19 protein-coding genes are annotated in these 21147 nt (G+C 72.2%); 15 read left to right on the forward strand and 4 right to left on the reverse strand.

The genetic code is table 11. The features are described from left to right. Positions 1–59: 59 nt before the first annotated feature. Entirely contained in the window at positions 60–1553 is a 1494-nt protein-coding gene (locus tag QOM21_RS04235; protein ID WP_407548293.1) for a purine-cytosine permease family protein, read from the reverse strand. 220 nt (positions 1554–1773) lie between these two features. Here QOM21_RS04235 and QOM21_RS04240 point away from each other — a divergent pair, with 220 nt between their 5' ends. The 6 genes from QOM21_RS04240 to QOM21_RS04265 all read left to right on the forward strand — a co-directional run bounded on the left by QOM21_RS04240 (position 1774) and on the right by QOM21_RS04265 (position 7213). Next, a complete protein-coding gene (locus QOM21_RS04240; protein WP_407548295.1) occupies positions 1774–2682 on the forward strand; it encodes a LysR family transcriptional regulator in 909 nt (302 codons plus the stop codon). A gap of 150 nt (positions 2683–2832) precedes the next feature. Further along, positions 2833–3354 (forward strand): flavin reductase family protein, encoded by a 522-nt coding sequence (locus tag QOM21_RS04245; RefSeq protein WP_407548297.1) that lies wholly within the window; start codon positions 2833–2835, stop codon positions 3352–3354. A 55-nt stretch (positions 3355–3409) separates the two neighbouring features. After that, a complete protein-coding gene (locus QOM21_RS04250) occupies positions 3410–4879 on the forward strand; it encodes a 4-hydroxyphenylacetate 3-hydroxylase family protein (RefSeq protein WP_407548299.1) in 1470 nt (489 codons plus the stop codon). Then, the gene (locus QOM21_RS04255; protein ID WP_407548301.1) at positions 4876–5370 is read left to right on the forward strand and encodes a RidA family protein; all 495 of its coding nucleotides are present in this window, start codon (positions 4876–4878) and stop codon (positions 5368–5370) included. Before QOM21_RS04250 ends, QOM21_RS04255 begins: the two co-directional genes overlap by 4 nt. Further along, on the forward strand, positions 5367–6047 hold the full coding sequence (locus QOM21_RS04260) for a DUF1028 domain-containing protein (protein WP_407548303.1): 681 nt from the start codon (positions 5367–5369) through the stop codon (positions 6045–6047). The genes QOM21_RS04255 and QOM21_RS04260 overlap by 4 nt, the downstream gene beginning before the upstream one ends. After that, positions 6044–7213, forward strand: coding sequence for a M20 family metallopeptidase (locus QOM21_RS04265; protein ID WP_407548305.1), 1170 nt, complete (start codon positions 6044–6046; stop codon positions 7211–7213). Before QOM21_RS04260 ends, QOM21_RS04265 begins: the two co-directional genes overlap by 4 nt. Here QOM21_RS04265 and QOM21_RS04270 read toward each other — a convergent pair. After that, the gene (locus QOM21_RS04270; RefSeq protein WP_407548307.1) at positions 7191–7793 is read right to left on the reverse strand and encodes a TetR/AcrR family transcriptional regulator; all 603 of its coding nucleotides are present in this window, start codon (positions 7791–7793) and stop codon (positions 7191–7193) included. The genes QOM21_RS04265 and QOM21_RS04270 overlap by 23 nt on opposite strands. A 178-nt stretch (positions 7794–7971) precedes the next feature. Between QOM21_RS04270 and QOM21_RS04275 the strand changes: the two genes are divergently transcribed. The 8 genes from QOM21_RS04275 (at position 7972) to QOM21_RS04310 (ending at position 17643) form a co-directional block, all read left to right on the forward strand. Next, positions 7972–8244, forward strand: coding sequence for a hypothetical protein (locus tag QOM21_RS04275; RefSeq protein WP_407548309.1), 273 nt, complete (start codon positions 7972–7974; stop codon positions 8242–8244). Further along, entirely contained in the window at positions 8241–9731 is a 1491-nt protein-coding gene (locus QOM21_RS04280; protein WP_407548311.1) for an aldehyde dehydrogenase family protein, read from the forward strand. The genes QOM21_RS04275 and QOM21_RS04280 overlap by 4 nt, the downstream gene beginning before the upstream one ends. 350 nt (positions 9732–10081) lie before the next feature. Then, positions 10082–10228, forward strand: a complete 147-nt coding sequence (locus tag QOM21_RS04285) for a hypothetical protein (protein WP_407548313.1) — start codon at positions 10082–10084, stop codon at positions 10226–10228. 113 nt (positions 10229–10341) lie between these two features. Further along, positions 10342–11685: an aspartate aminotransferase family protein gene (locus tag QOM21_RS04290; protein WP_407548314.1), complete on the forward strand. Its 1344-nt coding sequence runs from the start codon at positions 10342–10344 to the stop codon at positions 11683–11685. 48 nt (positions 11686–11733) lie between these two features. Next, positions 11734–13212, forward strand: coding sequence for an APC family permease (locus tag QOM21_RS04295; RefSeq protein WP_407548316.1), 1479 nt, complete (start codon positions 11734–11736; stop codon positions 13210–13212). Between the two features lie 282 nt (positions 13213–13494). After that, positions 13495–14760, forward strand: a complete 1266-nt coding sequence (gene phnA, locus QOM21_RS04300; protein WP_407548318.1) for a phosphonoacetate hydrolase — start codon at positions 13495–13497, stop codon at positions 14758–14760. Positions 14761–14984: 224 nt separating this feature from the next. Further along, on the forward strand, positions 14985–16415 hold the full coding sequence (locus QOM21_RS04305; protein WP_407548319.1) for an MFS transporter: 1431 nt from the start codon (positions 14985–14987) through the stop codon (positions 16413–16415). Positions 16416–16509: 94 nt separating this feature from the next. Then, positions 16510–17643, forward strand: coding sequence for a TIGR03364 family FAD-dependent oxidoreductase (locus QOM21_RS04310; RefSeq protein WP_407548321.1), 1134 nt, complete (start codon positions 16510–16512; stop codon positions 17641–17643). A gap of 61 nt (positions 17644–17704) precedes the next feature. Here QOM21_RS04310 and QOM21_RS04315 read toward each other — a convergent pair whose 3' ends face one another. Together QOM21_RS04315 and QOM21_RS04320 are read right to left on the reverse strand one after the other, a co-directional pair. After that, positions 17705–19183 carry an aldehyde dehydrogenase family protein gene (locus tag QOM21_RS04315; protein ID WP_407548323.1) on the reverse strand — a complete coding sequence of 493 codons (1479 nt, stop codon included), beginning with the start codon at positions 19181–19183 and terminating at the stop codon, positions 17705–17707. Between the two features lie 165 nt (positions 19184–19348). Then, a complete protein-coding gene (locus tag QOM21_RS04320) occupies positions 19349–19900 on the reverse strand; it encodes a DinB family protein (RefSeq protein WP_407548325.1) in 552 nt (183 codons plus the stop codon). Positions 19901–20196: 296 nt separating this feature from the next. On the opposite strand from QOM21_RS04320, the gene QOM21_RS04325 reads away from it, so the two are divergent. Further along, positions 20197–21099, forward strand: coding sequence for a hypothetical protein (locus QOM21_RS04325; protein WP_407548327.1), 903 nt, complete (start codon positions 20197–20199; stop codon positions 21097–21099). Positions 21100–21147 lie beyond the last annotated feature (48 nt).

Raw genomic sequence — 21147 nt, forward strand, 5'->3', positions numbered from 1 at the left:
ATGGTCGGCGGCCGGCAGCCCGCACCGCACGGCATCCCATGATCGACAGCGCGGCGAGCCTAGCCGGGTACGTCCTCGATGGACAGGGGTCGGAGGGCCTCCCCCGACCCAGGGGCCTGCTGCACCGCTGCCGGGTCCGTCGAAGCAACTCCCTCGTGGTCCCCGTGTGCCTCCGTGCTCCCGATCCCGCGCGAGCGTGCCCAGAGGTAGTACAGCGGCGCGGTCACGATCAGCCCGACGAGCCAGGACAGATCGGCGCCTCCGAGGTGGGCGGCGATCGGGCCGGTGTAGAGATCGGTGGCGAGGAACGGGATCTGGACGGCGATACCGAGGGCGTAACTGCCGAGCGCGACGGCGTTGAAGCGCCCGTAGCGGCCCCCATCCGGAGCGAACAGGGCGTCGAAGTCGTACCGGCCGCGGTGCAGCAGATAGAAGTCGATGAGGTTGATCGCGGTCCACGGCACCAGGACGACGAGCAGCACCAGTACCAGATTGACGAAGCGGGCCACGAAGTCGGTGGACAGGCCGAGCGCGAAGGCCAGCGCTCCGGCCAGGACCAGCGCCGACACCGCTCCGCGGGCCATCAGCCTCGGCTGCCAGCGCGCCCGGAAGGTCTGCCCGATGGTGATCATCGACAGCACCGCGCCGTAGAGGTTGAGCGCATTGTGGTTGATCACGCTGAAGAGGAACAGGAGCAGCAGGACCGGCCCGAAGGACCCGGCCGCGGCGTCGAATCCCGCGACGGTGTCCGGGTCCGGGCTGACCAGCGCGACGACGGTGCCGGCCAGGAACGGCAGCATGGAGCCCAGGCACGATCCCCAGTAGGTGGCCCAGAAGGTGCGCGAGGTGCGGACCGTGCGCGGCAGGTAGCGCGAGTAGTCGGAGACGTACGGGGCGAATGCCAGTTGCCACAGGGCGCTGAGCGAGACCGTCGCGAGCCAGCCGGCGAAGGTGAAGCCGCCGCGGGTGAAGAAGTCCGCCGGCAGGCCCCGGGCGACGACGACCGCCACGCCGGCGACGATGCCGAGGCCAAGGACCACCGTCGCCACCTTGTTCAGGGCGTGGATCAGGCGGTAGCCGATCAGGCAGATCACCGCGGAGCCGGCGGCGCCGAGCAGGATGCCGGCGCCGACCGGCACCGCGGGCACGAGGCCGTGCAGCGACTTGCCGGCGAGCACGATGTTGGAGGCGAAGAAGCCGACGTACATCGCGGCCGCGACCACGACGATCAGCAACGCACCGAGCGAGCCGAACTGCGCCCGGCTCTGGATCATTTGCGGCACCCCGAGCTGCGGTCCTTGCGCTGAGTGCAGCGCCATGAAGACACCGCCGAGGAGCTGGCCGACCAGGACCGCGAGGACGCCCGACCACAGCGACTGGTGGAAGACCTGGACGCCCATCGCGCCGGTGACCAGCGGGAGTGGAGCGATGTTGGTGCCGAACCACATGGTGAACAGATCGCGGGTACGCCCGTGGCGCTCGCTGTCGGGGACGTGGTCGATGGTGTGGCGTTCGACCGCGGCGGGTTGCGCGGCTCCTCCGGGACCGGTCACAAAGACCTCCTCGGGGCTGGCCCGCGCAGGTCCGCGGGCTGACGGATGACGGGACGGCCGACCGGGACGGGCAGCGGGAAGCTGCCGGGTGACCGGCGGGGCTGCGGCCGACGGGGGGTTGCCCGGGAGTCTCGGCCACCCCGCGACATCCGGTCAATCAGAGAAATCCGCCGTGCTCCATCGCTTTTGCCGATGCAGCCGATGGGCGAGGATCACCCGCATGGCCAAGGACGCGAACTTCACGCTCGTACAGCTGCGGTACTTCCTCGCCGCCGCCGAACTGGGCAGCATGACCGCCGCCGCCCAGCACATCAGCGTCTCCCAGTCGGCGATCTCCACGGCGGTCACCCACCTGGAGCGCGAGCTCGGTGTGCAACTGCTGATCCGCCGGCACGCCAAGGGGCTCTCGCTGACCCGGGCCGGCGAGCGCTTCCTCAACGAGCTGCGCGGCTTCCTCACGCACGCGGACGACCTCACGGAGGCCGCGCGCAGCCTGGGCACCGAGCTGGTGGGCGAGCTGGCGGTGGGGTGCTTCCAGACGCTGGCGCCGTTCTGCCTTCCGCAGGTGCTGCGGGAGTTCGGCAGATCGCACCCTGCGGTGCGGGTCGAGGTGACGGAGGGCGACATCCGGTCGGTGCAGGACGCGTTGCGCGGCGGGGCCTGCGAGGTCGCGCTCCTGTACGACCTGGGCCTGGATGCCGACATCGAGCGCGAGGTGCTGGCGGTGGCGCCGCCCTACGCCCTGGTGCCGCCGGACCACCCGCTCGCCGGGGCGGGCGCCGTACGGCTGGCCGACCTGGCGCAGGATCCGATGATCCTGCTCGATCTGCCGCTCAGCCGCGACTACTTCCGTTCCCTCGCGCTGAAGTCGGGCATCGAGCCGCGGGTGCGGCACCGCAGCACCAGCTACGAGACCGTCCGGGCGCTGGTCGCCGCCGGCCACGGCTACGCGATCCTCAACCAGCGGCCGGTGCACGAGACGACCTATGACGGTGGCCGGGCGGTGGCACTTCGGCTGACCGATCCGCTGCCGGCGCTGCCGGTCGTGCTGGCCCGGCTCGCCGGGGTGCGGCCCACCGCACGGGCGCAGGCGTTCGCCGCGGTGTGCCGCGAGGCCATGGGCGCCTGACGCGGAGCCCGCCCCTCCCCGGCGCAGGCAGCCCCCCTTGGGCAAGCATCGGAAAAACCGATGCAGTTGCTCGAAAAGATCTGCTTTACGGATGTCGAGGACGCCTTCCATAGTGGTCGCTCAGCAGAGCCCGCACCCTTTGGGAGGCTGATGATGACTCTCGCCCCGGACCACATGCTCGACCCGCGCCCGATCCGAGCGGACTTCGTCGCGGCCATGGGCAATGCCGCCACCGGCGTCACCGTGGTCGCCACCGACGGCCCGGCCGGACGCTTCGCCCAGACCGTCAGCGCCATGAGTTCGGTATCGGCCGATCCGCCCTCGCTGCTGGTGTGCGTCAACCGGCGCAGCCCCTTGGCGGACGCGGCCGCCCGCAACGGCGTCTTCGCCGTCAGCGTCCTGGCAGTGGAACAGGCCCATGTCTCCGACGTGTTCGCCGGCCGTCCCGCGGGCGGCGAGCCGTACGACTTCGGCTGCGCCCACTGGCGGGAGCTGGCCACCGGCGCCCCCGCGCTGACCGGAGCGGCCGCCGTATTCGACTGCCGGCTGGACGCCTGTCACGAGTACGGCACCCACCGCATCCTGCTCGGCGAGGTACTCGCCAGCGCCGTCACCGCGGCCCGTCCGCTGGTGCACCACGCCCGCGGCTACGGCTCGCCCCGCCCGCTGTGAGTCACGGCCCCGCCGCGCCCGTCCCCCGATCCACGTCACCACAAGGAGCGTTCGAATGATCCGTACCGGGGAGCAGTACCGGGAGTCGATCCGCGACGGGCGGGAGGTGTGGATCAACGGGGAGAAGGTCGCCGACGTCACCACCCACCCCGCCTTCAAGCCGCTGGTCGACATCCGAGCCCGGATCCACGACATGGCGCACGACCCGGACACCCGCGGGGTGATGACGTACACCGAACCGGGTGGCGACGAGGTCAACGCGATACAGCAGAAGCCGCCGCGCACCGTCGCCGACTGGGAGGCCAAGCGGGCGGCGACCGATGCCGTGCTCAACGATGTCGGCGGTGTGGTCACGCGGGTCGGGGACGAGACCATCGGCGAGGTGTGGTCGCTGATCGACGGCCAGGACATGCTGGACGCGATCAACCCCGCCTACAGCGGCAACGTCCGCCGCCATATCGACCAGGCGTGCTTCGGCGACCCGTTCCACGTCTCGGCCAACACCGATCCCAAGGGCGACCGTTCCAAGCGTCCGCAGGACCAGGATCCCGACATGCTGCTGCATGTCGTCAAGGAGACCGACCGGGGCATCGTCGTACGGGGCGCCAAGTACGAGACCGCGGCGGCCTACGCCAACCAGGCGTTCACCAAGCCGACCATCGCCAACTGGGGCGACTCCGAACTCTCCGACTACGCCCTGGGTTTCATGCTCGACATGGGCTCGCCGGGGCTGAAGTACATCTGCCGTACGGGCTTCGCCGGGCGGGCGCCCGCCGAGGACTATCCGCTGGCCAACCGGTTCGACGAGGTGGACACCCTCGTGGTCTTCGACGACGTGGAGATCCCCTGGGAGAACGTGCTGTTCTACCGGGACACCAAGGCGGCGACCTTCATCCGGGCGACCCTGCACCGCTACAGCGCGTTCGCCTTCACCCAGCGCAACCTCCGGCTCGCGGACCTGATGATCGGTGCCGCGCTGTGGAACGTGAAGCAGACCGGCCTGGAGCGCCAGCAGGCGGTGCAGGAGAAGCTCGCGACCCTCGCCTGTTACCGAGAAGGCATCAACGCCCACCTCACCGCGGCGGTGGCGATGGCCGAGCCGAGCCCCGGGGGGCTGCTGATGCCCCAGCAGTCGCTGCTCTACACCGGCCGCGTACTGGCCTGTTCGCAGCTGCACGAGATGATGCACATCGCCCGCGAGCTGTGCGGCGGGCAGATCTGCATCACGCCCGACAAGGCCTCGTTCGCGCACCCGGAGACCGCCCCGTGGCTGGAGAAGTTCTACTCCGTCAATGAGCACTGGGTCGCCGAGGACCGCCGCAAGCTGCTCGCCTACGCCCGTGACCTGCTCAACTCCGACTACGCCGGGCACCGGCTCACATTCCAGCTCTTCGCCCAGTCACCGCCGTTCGCCCATCTCGGCGCGGTCTACCGCAACTTCGACTGGGACGGCCCGCTGGACCTGGTCAAGGACGCCGCGGGTCTGTCCGACCGGGTGCTCGGCACCCTGGGGCGGACCAAGTGACCGCCCCGGCAGGGGAGGCGGCCCACACCCGCGTCAGGCGCTTCAACACCGCCGACACCTACCCCGAGCAGAGCCTCTCCAACGATCTGGCGCAGGCGGTCGTCGCCGAGGGAACGGTGTATCTGCGCGGCCAGATCGGTCAGGACCTGGACACCCGGGAGAGTGTCGGCGTCGGTGACGTGGCCGCCCAGACGGAACGCGCGATGACCAACATCGCGCTGCTGCTGGCGGAGTGCGGCAGCCGGCCGGAGGAGATCGTCAAGATCACGGTCTATCTGACCGATGTCCGGCACCGCGAGACGGTGTACCGCACGATGGGCCGGTGGCTGGCGGGCGTGCACTACGTCTCCACCGGGCTGGTCGTCTCGGCGCTCGCACGCCCCGAGTGGCTGGTGGAGATCGACGCCACGGCGGTGATCCCACGGGAGCGGCGGGCCGAGGCGGAGAGCGAGCGGCTGCGGCACGCACAGGAGCGGGGTGAGGCGCTGTGACGTTCTCGATCGCCGCCCGCTGCCCGCGCACCGGGGAGTTCGGCGTCGCCGTGGCCTCCTCCAGTCCCGCGGTCGCGGCCCGCTGCGCACACGTCCGCGCCGGGGTCGGCGCCGCCTGCTCGCAGAACGTCACCGATCCGCGGCTCGGCCCCGCCCTGTTGGACGCCTTGGCCGGCCGACCGGGGGCCGAGGGCGCCGTCGCACATGTCGTCGACGGTCAACTTCAAGCGTCCTGGAGGCAGTTGACCCTCATCGGTGCGGTCGGTGGGCCCGCACAGTACTCCGGTGAGCGCACCTTGGGCCGGCACGCCCATGCCCTGGGCGAGGACGCAGTGGCCGCCGGGAACCTGCTCGCTCACGAAGGCGTGCCACGTGCCATGACCGAGGCGTTCGCCGGCTCGCCGGACGCCCCGCTGGGCCGCCGGCTGGTGGACGCGCTCGCCGCGGGCGCGGCGGCCGGCGGTGAGGCCGGGCCGGTGCACTCCGCCGGGCTGCTGGTCGCGGCGCAGGTGGCGTGGCCGGTCACCGATCTGCGGGTGGACTGGACGGAGGGCGATCCGGTGGCGGAACTCGACGGGCTGTGGCGGCTGTGGGAGCCGCAGGGCGCGGACTACGTGCGCCGTGCGCTGGATCCGTCCGCGGCCCCCGGATACGGCGTGCCGGGTGATCCGGCATGACCGGCGCGCACGCCACGGTGCGGGCCTCGGTCGCCACGGCGTCCGAGGGGCTGCTCGCGCTCAGCCACCGGCTGCACGCCCATCCGGAAGTGGCCTGGGAGGAGGAGCGCGCCGCACGCTGGACCGCGTCGGCGCTGGACGAGCTGGGCTACCAGGTCACGCCGGGCATCTGCGACCTGCCCACCGCGTTCGCGGCGACGATCGGTTCCGGCCCGCTGCATCTCGCGCTGTGCGCGGAGTACGACGCGCTGCCGGGTCTCGGCCACGCCTGTGGCCACAACATCATCGCCGCGTCGGCGGTCGGCGCGGCCGCCGCGCTCGCCCCGCTGGCCGACGATCTGGGGATGACCGTGACCGTGCTGGGCACGCCCGCGGAGGAGGGCGGCGGCGGCAAGATCCTGATGCTGGAGCGGGGCGCCTTCGCCGGGATGCACGCCGCGATGATGGTGCATCCGGGGCCGGTGGACGTCGCGGAGGCCGAGCCCTTCGCGGTGGCGCATCTGGAGGTCGGCTACCGGGGCAAGGCCGCGCACGCCGCCGCCTATCCCGAACAGGGCCGCAACGCCGCCGACGCGTTCACCCTCGCCCAGGTGGCCATCGGGCTGCTGCGCCAGCAACTGCCGCCCACCGTACGGGTGCACGGCATGGTCACCCGCGGCGGCGAGGCGCCCAACGCCATTCCGGAGCAGACCCTGGGCCGGTGGTACGTACGGGCCGGGACACTGGAGGAGCTCGGGCAGGTGCGGCCGCGTGTCGAGCGGTGCTTCGAGGCCGGGGCGCTGGCGTCCGGCTGCGAGCTGAGCATCGCGGACGAGAGCCCGCCGTACGCGGAGTTCCGTACCGACACCGGGCTGCAGGAGCTCTACCGGGGGCATGCCGCGGATCTGGGACGCCGGTTCGCGGCGCCGGGTGCACCGGAGGCCCGGATGAACCGGGCCTCCACCGACATGGGCAATGTCTCGCGGGTGCTGCCCGCCATCCACCCGTACATCGGCATCGGCTCCCTGCCGGCGGTCAACCACCAGATGGAGTTCGCGACGCACTGTGTGCGGCCCGACGCCGACCGCGCGGTACTGGACGGGGCGGCGGCGCTGGCGCTCACCGCGGTGTCGGCGGCCGCCGATCCCCGGCAGCGTGAGCGGCTCACAGCCGCGGGCAGCCGGTGACCGTACGGGCGTGGCCGAGGACCGCGTCGCGCGCAGCGGCGTGGTCCACGGCCGGGTTGCGGCTGACGATGTGCAGGCCGTAGCCGTCCTCCAGCGCCACCAGGTCGCGGGCCAATGCCGCGACGGGCGCGGAGAGGGTGAACTCCCCCTCTGCCGCGCCGACTTCGAGGATCGTTGTGTAGAGCGCGACCTCGCGTGCGAAGAGTGACGCCATCAGCGTGGCGTGCGGCCTGCTGCGGTCGGCGAGGCCGTGGAGTTCGTAGAGGAGCCGGTGGACGGGGTCCTCGGCATCCCGCGGCAGCCCGCTGTCGACCGCCGCGCGCAGACGTTCCGCGGTGTCCTTGACGCTGTCCGTACGGGTGTGGCGCAGGCTCACATAGCGTTCCACGGCGTCCTGATGGACCTCGAAGACGAGGTCGTCCAGCTCCGGGTAGTAGTAGAGCACCGAGCCGGCGGAGACCCCGGCCTCGGCGGCGATGTCCTTGATGCGCAGTCCCGCGAGGCCGCGGCCGGTGATCGCGCGCCCGGCCGCCTCGATGAGCGCCTCGCGCCGCGCGCCTTGGTTCTTCGGTCGTGCCACGACGTTGATTCCCCGCTTCTGAGGTCAATGAATTCCCCATTCTGCCGTGCGATGTATTGACACGCCACGTCCTCATAGTTTGAATTTCAGTTCAAAGAACGCGGGGTGTGAGCTCCCGGCTCCCGCAGGGCGCCGGCACCGCTCCCCCGCCCCACCACCCACCCTCGAAGGAGGCGGCGTGGATCCCGAGGCGACACCCTCCCCGATGCGGCACAGCATCGATGTCATCCCCGACCGCGAACGGCACGGGCGTACCCGCGATCTGTTCACGGTCCGGTTCTCCGCCGCAGACCTCCTCGCTGCCCGGCGCGGCGATCGCGCACGCCGCCGGGCCGCGACCGCCGCCACGACGCCTGCCACGGCGCTCGCCGGGACCGACCGAACCGCCGGTCCCGTTCCCCTGCCCACCCGGCCCTCCGCTGGCCGCCTTCCCTGGAGCCGCTCGGAATGACCGCTCTCACCCACACCGCATGGCAGCAACTCGCCGACCGGCTCCGCCCGGAGACCCGCGCCTTCGTCGGCGGCGAATGGCGCGATGCCGCGGACGGCCGGACCTTCGCCACGGTCGCCCCCGCCAACCACAAGACGCTCGCGGAGGTCGCCGCCTGCGGGCCACCTGAGGTCGACGCGGCGGTACGGGCGGCCCGTGCCGCCTTCGACGACGGGCGCTGGTCACGGCTCGCGCCCGCCGAGCGCAAACGCCGGCTGCTGCGGCTCGCGGACCTCATCGAGTCGGACGGCGACCGGCTCGCGCTGCTGGACAGCCTGGACATGGGCAAGCCGATCACCGACGCGCGCACCGTCGACGTACCCGGTGCGGCCGGGTGCTTCGCCTGGCACGCCGAGGCGGTCGACAAGGTCTACGACGAGGTGGCGCCCACCGCACCGGGTCAGCTGGCCCTGGTCCGCCGGGTCCCGCTCGGTGTCGTCGGCGCCGTCGTGCCCTGGAACTTCCCGCTCGACATCGCCTCCTGGAAGCTTGCGCCCGCACTCGCCGCGGGGAACAGCGTGGTCCTCAAACCGGCCGAGCAGTCCCCCTTGTCGGCCCTGCGGCTGGCGGCCCTGGCCGCCGAGGCGGGCCTGCCGGACGGCGTGCTGAACGTCGTCCCCGGCCTCGGGGAGGAGGCGGGCCGGGCACTCGGCCGCCACCCGGACGTCGACGTCCTGGCCTTCACCGGCTCCACGGACGTCGGCCGACGTTTCCTCTCCTACGCCGCCGAGTCCAACGGCAAGCAGGTCTGGCTCGAATGCGGCGGCAAGAGCCCCTGCCTGGTCTTCGCCGACGCCGACCTGGACGCCGCGGCCGAGCGTGCGGCCCGGGGTTTTCTGTACAACGCCGGTCAGGTGTGCTCGGCGAACACCCGGCTGCTCGTCCAGGCCGATATCGCCGAGGAGTTCACCGCCCGGGTCGTCGCGCACGCCACGGCGTGCCGCCCCGGCGATCCACTCGACCCGGCAACCCGCCTCGGACCGCTGGTGGACGAGGCCCAGGCGGTACGGCTCGCCGCCGCCGTCGCATCCGCCTGCGCCGACCACGGCGGGAGCATCGCCTGCGGTGGCACCCGACCCGCGCGGGAGGGCGCGTATCTCGACCCGACCGTACTCACCGGGCTCGCACCGGACGCTCCGCCGGCCCGGGAGGAACTCTTCGGACCGGTGCTGACGGTGCTGCCCTTCCGGGACGAGGCCGAAGCGGTCCGGCTCGCCAACGACTCGCCGTACGGGCTTGCCGCCTCGGTGTGGACCACCGACCTCGGCCGCGCCCACCGCATGAGTGACGCGCTGCACGCCGGGACCGTCTCGGTCAACACCGTCGACGCCCTCGACCCGGTCACCCCCTTCGGCGGCTTCAAGCAGTCCGGGTACGGCCGCGACCTCTCCCTGCACTCCTTCGCGAAGTACACCGGCCTCAAGACGGCATGGATCTCCTACTCATGACGGCGCCTCGGATGCCAAGCACCAGCGCGGCGGAGGTCCTCGACGCGATCGCCTGCCGGGCGGGTGACCTGGTGGACCTCACCACCACCCGTGGGTGGCTGGGCGGGCGTGGTACGCGCGACGATCGAGGAAGCGGTCCGGCGCGCGACGTCCGCCGACGGCCGGCTCGCCGCGCATCCGCCGGTCTTCACCTGGGAGACCGAGCTGCCGCCGGCCGAGGCATCGGCGGACCACCGGCTCGTACGGGAGCTGACCGCGGCCGGCCAACAGCCGGGAAAAGCACCGCGGTTGCGGGGCGAGCCCTCCTGGACGGATGCCGCGACACTCACCCGGCCCGGAGGCACGCCCCCGTGTGTCTGGGGCCGACGGCCACCCGCCCGGACGGTTCACGGACCCTGCACACCGTCGACGAATACATCGAGATCGACGACCTGGTGGCCACGGCGCAGACGCTCACCCTGGCCGCCCTGCGCCTGACCACCGCGCCGGACCGCTGAGCCCCCGCCGCCCGCCGGAGGGTGCCCGACCTCCGCCACCTCCGGCGCCCGCGCACCCGCACCCGCACCCGCACCCGCACCCGCACCCGCACCCGCACCGAAAGGACGCCACCATGGACCACACCGCACTCGCCGAGGCCGACCGCGCCCGGATCATCCACCCCTATCTGCCCGGCAGCGTGACCGAGCGCGTCATCATGACCGAAGGGTCCGGCTGCCGACTCACCGACGCCGAGGGCCGCAGCTATCTGGACGCCACCGGCGGGCTCTGGCTCGCGCAGATCGGCCACGGCCGCGCGGAGGTCGCCCGCGCCGCCCAGGAGCAGATGGCACGGCTCGAATACTTCACCAGCTTCTGGGAGTTCTCCAACGACCGCGCCATCGAACTCGCGAGTCGGCTGACGTCCCTCGCGCCCGACGGCCTCGGCCACGTCTACTTCACCTCGGGCGGCTCCGAGGGCAACGAGGCCGCGATCAAGATGGCCCGCTACTACCACCACCGGCGCGGCGAGGGCTCGCGCACCTGGATCCTGGCGCGCGACAAGGCCTACCACGGCATCGGCTACGGCGGCGGTTCGGCCACCGGATTCCCCCTCTACCACGAGGGGTTCGCGCCGATGATGCCGCACGTCTCGCACCTGACGCCGCCGTGGCCCTACCGCACCGAGCTGTACGGCGGCGAGGACCCGACGGAGTTCCTGATCCGCGAGCTGGAGGAGCGGATCGCCGAGATCGGGCCGTCCCGCATCGCCGCGATGATCGGCGAGCCGATCATGGGGGTGGGCGGCATGCTGGTGCCGCCGGCCGACTACTGGCCGCGGGTGCGCGAGGTCCTCGACCGGCACGGCATCCTGCTGATCTTCGACGAGGTGGTCACCGCGTACGGGCGGGTCGGCGAGTGGTTCGCCGCCCAGCACTTCGGCGTCACCCCCGACATCATCGTCACCGCCAAGGGCATCACCTCCGGCTACACCCCGCTGGGCGCGCTGCTGGTCGGCGACCGGGTCGCGGAGCAACTGCTGCGCGAGCACGGATTCCCGATGGGCTACACCTACAACGGCCACCCGGTCGCCGCAGCCGTCGCACTGGCCAATCTCGACATCATCGAGCGGGAGGGCCTGCTCGCCCGGGCCCTGCACATCGGCGACTACCTGCACCGTGAACTCCGTTCGCAGTTGGGCGGGTTGGAGATCGTGGGCGAGGTTCGTTCGGTCGGCATGATGCTGGCCGTCGAGCTGGTCGCCGACCGCGACACCCGCGCGCCGCTACCGATGCTGCCGGAGCGGATGCCGCACGATGTGATCCGGCGTGAGACCGGAGTGATCGTGCGGGACTCGGCACACAGCATCGTGCTCTCACCACCGCTGGTGATGACCGAGGCGGAAGCGAAGGAGACCGTCGGCGCGCTGCGGTCCGTTCTGGCCCGCACCCGCCCCACCGGCGAGATCAGCGACTGACCGGACCGCTCGCCCCCGACCGCTTTCGCCCTCAGGAGGCTCACTGCCGTGTCCGTCCCAGCCCCCGTCCCCCACCTGAAGCGCAGCCTGCGCCGCTTCGACATCATGGCGATGGGCGTCGCCGCCGTGATCTCCTTCGACGTGATCGGGCAGATCGCCACCGGCGGCGGCGAGGCCGTCACCTGGATCGCCGTCGTCGCGGTGACCTTTCTGCTGCCGTACGCCCTGATCTTCGCCGAGACCGGCGCCGCCTTCCCGCAGGAGGGCGGCCCGTACGTCTGGGTGGAGCTGGCCTTCGGCCGGCTCGCGGCGGCCCTGACCACGCTGTTCTACTGGGTCACCAACCCGGTCTGGCTCGGCGGCTCCCTGGTGTTCATCGCCGCCGAGGCATGGGACGGCTTCGTCTCTCCGCTCGGCTCCGGCACGGTGGCCGACTACGCCTTCAAGCTGATCTTCATCTGGGCCGCCATCCTCACCGCCGTCGTCTCGCTGCGCCGCGGCAAATGGATCACCACGGCCGGCGCCGGGGCCAAGGTCCTCTCCCTGGCCTTCTTCACCGGCACCGCCGTCGCGTACGGCGTCCAGCACGGCTTCCCGGGCCTGGACGACGCCGGGTTCTCCCCCACCGGCGCCGGATTCCTGGCGCTGGTGCCGGTGCTGCTCTTCGCCTTCGTCGGATTCGAGGCGCCCAACGCGGCGGGCGACGAGATGCACGACCCGCAGCACGACGTCCCCGTCTCGATCGGCGCCTCCGGCCTCATCGCCACCTGCTGCTACCTGCTGCCGGTGCTGGCGATCCTGTCCGCGGCGCCGGCCGGCCGGGTCACCGGCATCGGCGGCTTCCTGGACGCCTCCCGGCTGGTCTTCGGGGTGTTCGGGGACTGGCGGGCGCCGCTGCTGACGACTATCGCGGTGCTCTTCGTCTTCGGACTGCTGACCCAGGGCAGCGCCTGGATGATCGTCGCGGACCGGATGCAGGCGATGGCCGCCGCGGACGGCGGATTCTTCAGCCGGCGGCTCGGCGAGTTCCATGCCCGGCTGGGCACGCCGGTGCTGATGAATCTCGTCTCCGGGGTCACCGCGACCGTCTTCATGCTCGCCGCGATGCAGCTGGCGAGCGGGGACACCGGCGCCATCTTCGGTGTGGTGCTGACCGTCGCGATCACCACGCTGCTGCTCTCCTACCTCGCCGTCGTGCCGTCGCTCCTCGCACTGCGGCTGCGGCGCCCCGAGGTGCACCGGCCCTACCGCGTCCCCTTCGGCTCCCGGGGATTCACGGTCGCCACGCTGCTGGTCTACGCCTGGATCCTGCTCGGCTCCTGGGTGGCGCTGTTCCCCGGCACCCTGGAGCCGCTGGTCGGCATCGAGTACGACTTCCGGGACACCTGGGGCGTCTCCCGGACGGCCTTCGAATCGTTCACGCTCGGCACCGTCGTCCTGCTGCTGGCCGTGGGCGCGGTCGGCTATCTCACACAGCACCGGCGCCACCGACTCGACGCCGGGCGCGGCAGCGGGCCGACGGGCTGAGTCGATCCCCGCCCCCGCCTGTCCGAGGGGCCGGAGCACCGCCGGTGCTCCGGCCGCCCCTCGGCGCGCGCTTGCGCCCCCGCAAGCCGCGCCGGGCACGGCCGACGACACGGCGAGCCTAGCCCCCTGCCGGTGCGCGGGCAGGGAGCAGGGCGACGTGCAAAAAGCTATGGCCGGTATAGCGATTTCGGTGGTTCTGCGGCGCTGACGGCCGGTGCTACCCATGAGGGGCAGGGCGGATCGGACCGCCCGGCGACATCGACCTCAGGGGTGGATCCGTACATGAACCGAGCCGGTGCCGAGCAACTGCGGGTGAACGGCCGCGACTACGCCTGGCCGCGGCGCCCGGTCGTCGTGGTGTGCATCGACGGCAGCGAGGACGCCTACCACGAACGGGCCGTCGCGGACGGCCGGATGCCCTTCCTGGAGCGGATGCTCGACGAGGGCAGCGATCTGCGCGCGGACTGCACCATGCCGTCCTTCACCAACCCCAACAACCTCTCGATCGCGACGGGCGTGCCGCCCTCCGTGCACGGCATCTGCGGCAACTACTTCTACGACCCGGCGGCGGACGCCGAGGTCATGATGAACGACCCCGCGCTGCTGCGCGCCCCGACCCTCTTCTCGGCGTTCTCCCAGCAGGGCGCGCGGGTCGCGGTCATCACCGCGAAGGACAAGCTGCGGCGGCTGCTGGGCCAGGGGCTCGAAGGCGGGATCTGCTTCTCGGCGGAGAAGGCCGACCAGGTCACGGAGGCCGACCACGGCATCGACAAGGTGCTGGAGCGCGTCGGGATGGAGCTGCCCTCGGTCTACAGCGCCGAGCTGAGCGAACTGGTGCTGGCCGCCGGCGTCGACGTCCTGGAGCGGGACCGCCCGGAGCTGATGTACCTGTCGCTGACGGACTACATCCAGCACAAGCACGCGCCCGGATCGCCCGTCGCCAACGACTTCTACGCCATGCTCGACCGCTACTTCGCGCGGATCGACGCGCTCGGCGCCGTCCTGGTGGTCACCGCCGACCACGGGATGAACGCCAAGAGCGACGGCGCGGGCGAGGCCCAAGTGGTGTTTCTTCAGGCCCTGTTGGACGGTGCGCTGGGCGCGGGCGCCGCGCGGGTGGTGCTGCCGATCACCGACCCGTACACGGTCCACCACGGGGCACTGGGCTCGTACGCCACGGTGCACCTGCCGGCGGCGACCGACGTCGCGGCCACCGCCGCGCTGATCGCCGAGCTGGCCGCCGTACCGGGCGTGGCGACGGTGCTGACCCGGGACGAGGCATGCGCACGCTTCGAGCTGCCGGGCGACCGGATCGGCGAACTCGTCGTGATCTCCGAGCGGAACACCGCACTGGGCACCACCCCCGACCGGCACGACATCTCCGGCTTCACCGAGCCGCTGCGCTCGCACGGCGGGCTGACGGAGCAACGGGTGCCGTTCCTGGTGAACGAACCGACCGGGCCGCTGCCCGAAGGGCACCGGCTGCGCAACTTCGACAGCTACTGGGTGGGGACGGCGCTGGCGGCGGGACGGCCGCTGACCGGCTGACGTCTCCGGCGACGGCTCCTCCCCGCGCTTCTCCCTCCTTTCCCTCCTTCCCCTTCCCCCGCTCCCCCGGCCCCGGCGTGCCGCCGAGGCGCGCGCCGGGGCCGCCCCATGTCCCCTTCCGTACCGAAGAACCGCTGTACCGGTGAACCACTGACCGCTGAACCGCTCCACCCAACCCCCCGCGCTGCCTCCCCGACCCTTCACGCCGAGGACAGGACGCCACGATGGCCGACCTCGCACAGCAGCCCGTTCCGCACGGCCCACCACCGCCCACCAGCACCCGCGACGCCCTCAGAAGAACCCTCCACTGGCGCCGCCGAATCTTCGCGATCACCTGGCTCGCGTATGCGGGCTTCTACTTCGTCCGGCAGGCGTTCTCCGTCGCCAAACTGGGGATCCTGGACGACCCCGCCGTCCACGGCGTGCTGACCGAGCAGGTGCTCGGGGTGATCGACGCGGTGTATCTCGCCGCCTATGCCGTCGGGCAGTTCCTGTGGGGAATGTGGGCCGACCGGTTCGGTCCGCGGGTGGTGGTGGTCGGCGGCATGATCGGCGCGATCGCCGCTTCCTGCCTGATGGGAGTCAGCAGCGCGCTGCTGGTGTTCGGCGGTGCCATGGCCGTCCAGGGGCTCGCCCAGTCGGCGGGGTGGGCGCCGTTGTGCAAGAACATGGGCAACTTCTTCCCGGTGCGTGAACGCGGCCGGGTGCTCGGCGTCTGGAGCAGCAACTACGCCTTCGGCGGCCTGGCCGCGCCGCCCTTCCTCGGCTGGTGGGCCTACTCGGTCTTCGACAGCTGGCATGCCGCGTTCCTGGCCGGGGCGGCGACACTGGCCGTGGTGCTCGCCGCCTTCCTGGTCTTCCAGCGCGATACGCCACCGGACGCCGGCCCTGAGGCCCCCCGTCCGGCGGACGCGGCGGGCCGGCCGCGGGAGACTCCGGCCGGCCCCGCGGAGTCAGGCTCTGCCGAAGTGGAGCCCCCGGATCCCAAGGGCCCGGCAGCACCCTCAGGCCCTGTCGGGAACACCGCTGCCGGGCGGCCGGACGCGAGGCGGTCACCGCTCGCGCTCTACCGGGAGACGCTCCAGGACCGGATGGTGCTGACCCTCGGCGCCGCCTACTTCCTGCTCAAACCGGCCCGTTACGCGATTCTGCTCTGGGGCCCGGTGATCGTCAGCCGCCAGCTGCCCGAGGTCGGCAACCTGGGCGCCACGCTCATCCCCGTCGCCTTCGGCGTGGCCGGAGTGCTGGCCCCGGTCCTGATCGGATGGCTCTCCGACACCGTCTTCCGGTCGCGGCGGGTACCGCCGTGTGTACTGGCGCTCGGGCTGCTGACCGCGGCGCTCATCCTGTTCATGCCGCTGACGTCGACCGGCAGCGCGGGCGTGATGATCGCCGTGCTCGCCGTGATCGGCCTGTCCGTCTACGCCGCCGACGCGATGATCTCGTGCGTCGCCGCTGTCGACTTCGGCAGCGCCGGCGGTGCCGGGACGGCCGCCGGGCTGGTCAACGGCTGCGGCTCCGTCGGCGCGATCCTCGGCGGTCTGCTGCCCGGCTTCCTCTCCGGCACCGCCCTCTTCTACGGCTTCGCGGGCGCCGCCCTCCTGGCCGGTCTGCTGATGCTCCCGCAGTGGAACCGCGTACCGTCCGCCGCCTGACGCCCGGCGGCCATCCCCGTGCCACCCCTCCCTCGCTCCTGGAGTGGCATCTCTTCGTGACCACCTGCCCGTGTTTCAGAGAGAGGTACTCCCCATGGCGATCACCCACGTGGACACCGCAGTCGTCGGCGGCGGCATCGTCGGCCTGGCGCATGCCCTGGCCGCCGCCCGGCGCGGCGACCGGGTCGTACTTTTCGAACGCGACGAGCATGCCGTCGGCGCGTCGATACGCAACTTCGGCATGATCTGGGCGGTCGGGCAGCAGCGCGGCGCGATCTACCGGCGGGCACTGCGCAGCCGCGAGATCTGGCAGGAGATCAGCGCCAAGACCGGGCTGTGGGCGGCGCCCACCGGTTCCCTGCATCTGGCGCGGCACCCCGACGAGTTGGCGGTCCTGGAGGAGTTCGTCGCGACGACCGCACCGGCCCGCGACCGGGGCACCGTCATGATCACCGCCGCGGAGGCGGCCGAGCGCGGCCCGGCGGTGCGCGAGGAGGGCCTGCTCGGGGCGATGTGGAGTCCCACCGAGATCAATGTCGATCCCCGGCGGGCGATCCCGGCGGTCGCCGGCCACCTCGCCGAGGAGTACGGCGTGGACGTCCGGTTCGGCACGACCGTGCGCGACATCGCGGCGCCGCACCTGTCCACCACCGCGGGGCAGTGGCGCGCGGAGCGCATCCTGGTGTGCAGCGGCAACGACTTCGCGACGCTGTATCCGCAGGTCTTCGCGGAGAGCGGGCTGGTGCGCTGCAAGCTGCAGATGCTGCGGACCGGGGTGCAGCCGGACGGCTGGCAGCTCGGGCCGATGCTGTGCGGCGGGCTGACGCTGCTGCACTACGCCGCGTTCGCGGACTGTACGTCACGGGCCGCGCTGGAGGCCCGGATGCGTGCGGAGCTGCCGTTCCACCGCGAGCACGGGATCCATGTCCTGCTGTCGCAGACCGCGGACGGCCGTCTGACGATCGGCGACAGCCACGCCTACGCCGCCACCCACGATCCGTTCGCCGGGGAGGACATCAACGAGGCGATCCTCGGCTATCTGCGGACCTTCGCGCGGCTGCCCGCCCCGCGGATCACCGAACGGTGGACCGGCTGCTACCCGTCGCTGCCGGACGGCCGCACCGAACTCGTCGTCGATCCGGAGCCCGGTGTGACGGTCGTCAACGGCGTGGGAGGCGCGGGCATGACCTTGTCGTTCGGGCTTGCGGAGGAGGTGCTCGCACGCTGACCGGCTCCGCGCAACGGGCCCCGGCCGCCGTTCGGCAGCCGGGGCCCGTTCGCTTGCGGGATCAGTAGCTGATGCAGGCCGAGTGCCACTGGGTGTAGAAGTCCCAGACCTGCGGGGAGCATTCGGGCGGGCCGTACTGGGATGCCTTGGCGCCGACGTGCGGCAGATGCGCGTACGCCCCCACCCCTGGGCGGTTGACGTGCAGCATGCCCGCCTCGAAGCGGTCCACGGCCTCGAACGCGCGGGCCTGGGAGGCGGTGAAGACGGTCCCGGACATCCCGTACCGGACGGAGTTCGCGATCCGCATGGCGTCGTCGAAGCCGTCCGCGTCCACGACCGCGAGGACCGGGCCGAAGACCTCTTCCTGTGCCAGCTCGCTGTCCCAGGGCACATCGCGGATGACGGTCGGCCGGACGTAACAGCCCTCCGGCAGCCCGGGGTCGTCCGCGCGCTCCCCACCGCACAGCACCTTCCCGCCGTCCCGCCGCGCACCGGCGACGGCGTGCAGCGCCGCCTCCATCCGTGCGGTGTCGACCACCGGGCAGATCTGCGACGCGGGATCGTCACCCGGCCCCACGCGCATCGCCGCCACCCGGTCGACCAGCCGGTCCAGGAAGGCGTCCCGCACCCGGTGGTCGACGACGGCGCGGCTGGTGGCACTGCAGCGCTGCCCGGCCTGCCCGAAGGCACCGAGCACCACCGCGTCCGCCGCCCGGTCCAGATCGGCGTCGTCGAGCACGATGACCGCGTTCTTGCCGCCGAGTTCGAGCTGGGTGCGCAACAGCCGAGGGGCGCCGCCGGTGTGGATGGCGGTACCGACGGCGAGCGAGCCGGTGAAGCTGATGCCCGCCACGTCCGGGTGCGCGACCAGCGCCTCACCGGCCGCCGCGTCGCCCTGGACGAGGTTGAGCACGCCCTCGGGGAGGTCCGCCCGCCGTGCGGCGTCGACGAGCAGCGCCGAGGTCAGCGGCGTGAGCGGGGACGGCTTGAGGACCGCGGTGCAGCCGGAGAGCAGGGCCGGTGCGACCTTCCACACCGGAATGGCGAGCGGGAAGTTCCACGGCGAGACCAGTCCGACGACGCCGATCGGGCGGCGGAAGGTGTAGGCGAAGGTACGGTCCTCCTCGGCGGGCGCGGTGACCCCGCCGAGGAGCCGGGCCTGGCCCGCGGTGAAGTCGAGCACCGCTCGGGCGCGAGCCACCTCGCCACGCGCCTCGCTCAGCAGCTTCCCCTGCTCGCGTGTGATCGCCGCGGCGAACTCCTCGCTTCTCTCGGCGAGTTGACGGCCGATCTCGGTGAGGTACGCGGCCCGGCGGATCGGCCCCAGCGCCCGCCAGCCGGGCAGGGCAGCCGAGGCGGCGGTCACCGCCCGGTCGGCGTCCTCCCCTCCGGACTCGGCGAACTCCCCGAGGTGGTCGTGGACATCGGCCGGGTTGATGTTGGTCCGGGTCTGCCCCGACTCGGCCGGCGTCCACCGGCCGTCGATGAAGTTCAGCAGATGGTGCGGCGCCACTGGTGGCCGCTGCGGAACGTAGGCCATGTCCTGCCCCTTCGCCGGTCGACTCGGTCCCGGCCAGGCTCGCCCAGGCGGTCGGCGGACACCATCCACTGATTGCGAATGCGGGCGATAGCCGGCGGCTATCGGAGCCCGCCGGCTCGTCGTTGCACGGCAGCCCGGGACCCCGGAGCCCCGGGCCCTGCGCCTTCAGAGGCCGATCGCCCCGTCGATCCGCTCACGGAGCAGGTCCGCGTGTCCGTTGTGCCGGGCGTACTCCTCGACCATGTGGAGGAGCACCCAGCGCAGCGACACCGTCCCGCGCCACGAGTCCTGGCCCACGATGTCGAGGTCGGGTGCCCCGGCGACGAAACGCTCGGCGAAGGCCACCTCGGCATGCCAGGCCCGCCATGCCGCGGCGACGACCGAGGGGTCGGGGACCGCACCATCGAAGTCAGCGTCGGGCTGCGCCTTCGACGAGAACAGCGGCGGTGCGTCCCGCCCGGCCAGCACCTTCCGGAACCAGCGCCGCTCCACATCGGCGAGGTGCCGGATCAGGCCGAGGAGGGAGAGGGTGGAGGGCTCGACGGACCGTCGGGACAGCTCCCCTTCCAGGCCGGTGCACTTCCTGGCGAGCGTCGTGCGCTGGGCGCCCAGGAAGTCGACGAGCATGCGCCGCTCGCCGCCGGTCGCGGAGCCGGTGAACCGGGGATCGCGCTCGGCGCCGACGAACATTTCGGCTCTTCTACCGGGACCGGTCATATCCACCATCCTGAACCACCGCGCCGCAGGGCGGAATCCGCAGGGCGCGACCACCGCTGTCGTTCACATCGGAGCCGGCCGCGACCCAGGGATGCCGCCAAGTCCGGCAGCCGTCCGGGATTCGTGCTGACATGTCCGGAGTGGGACCTTGGCCGGAAAACTCTTCACGGAAGCGTCACAAGTTTTTCTCGCCGCCTGCGGTGTGTGTCGTTAGCGTTACTGGCCGCTCGGTATTGCGTGCGAATGTGAACAGGTCTCCGGCGCCCCTGGCGGCGCAGTCAGCAGAAAGATCACCGATGGACTACTGCTCGTCGTGCCGCCGGAACCTCAACGGGGCGCTGATGTGTCCGGGATGTGGTGCTTACGCACCGGACATAGCCCCGCCCGGCTTCCGCTCCGATGCCCCGTCGGATGCCACCACGGCGCCGTGGGAGGCGCAGCACGCCCAGGAGGCAACGGCTACCGCGCCCCATCACGACCCCTTCGGCTTCGATTTCGCGCCGGTCGGCGTCAGCGCCGTACCCGCGGACGCCACGGCCGACACGGCGGACGCGCCCGCCTTCGCGGACGGCAGCTCGGCCGACGGCTTCACGACTCCTTCCCCCACCGGCCAGGGCCGCGCGGCCCGGCGCCGGCAGCTGGCGCGCTGGAAGAAGCACCGGCGTCGGGCCGCGGCCGCGGCGACCTTCGCGATCGCCGGCGGCGCCCTGACCGCCTCCCTGCTGCCGGGCAAGCCGTCCGCCGGCCACACCCAAGCAGCCGCGGCGTCGCCGGACCCGGAGCGTACGGTCGCCGACTCGATGCCGGAGCGGCCGGACTCCCGGGCCTCGCGGCACAGCGATACCCGCAAGCCCACGTCCGACGACCGTGCGCAGCACACCGATGTCGCCACGACGTCCCCGGCGACAACGAGCCGGCCGTCCACCGCGGCCACCGGACATCCCCAGGCGGACCCGAGCACGGCGCCGCACACCGCGTCCACGATGTCCAAGAAGACACACACCGCGAGCGCACGCCCCGAAGCGACGCCGACGACGAGCGCGCCCGCCGCCTCGGAGCCCTCCGACACGAGCACCCCGTCCGGGGGCCAGGACACGACGCAGCCGGCACCCTCCTCGCCGTCGACGACATCGCCTTCGACGACCGAGCCCACCTCGCCGGCGCACCTGTGCCTGCTGGGGCTGGTCTGCGTCGAGTGACGGCTGTTCCGTCACCCGGCGGCCCCGCGTGGCCGCCGCACCGTGCAG

The sequence above is a fragment of the Streptomyces sp. Pv4-95 genome (assembly GCF_045782725.1).
Classification (GTDB): Bacteria; Actinomycetota; Actinomycetes; order Streptomycetales; family Streptomycetaceae; genus Streptomyces.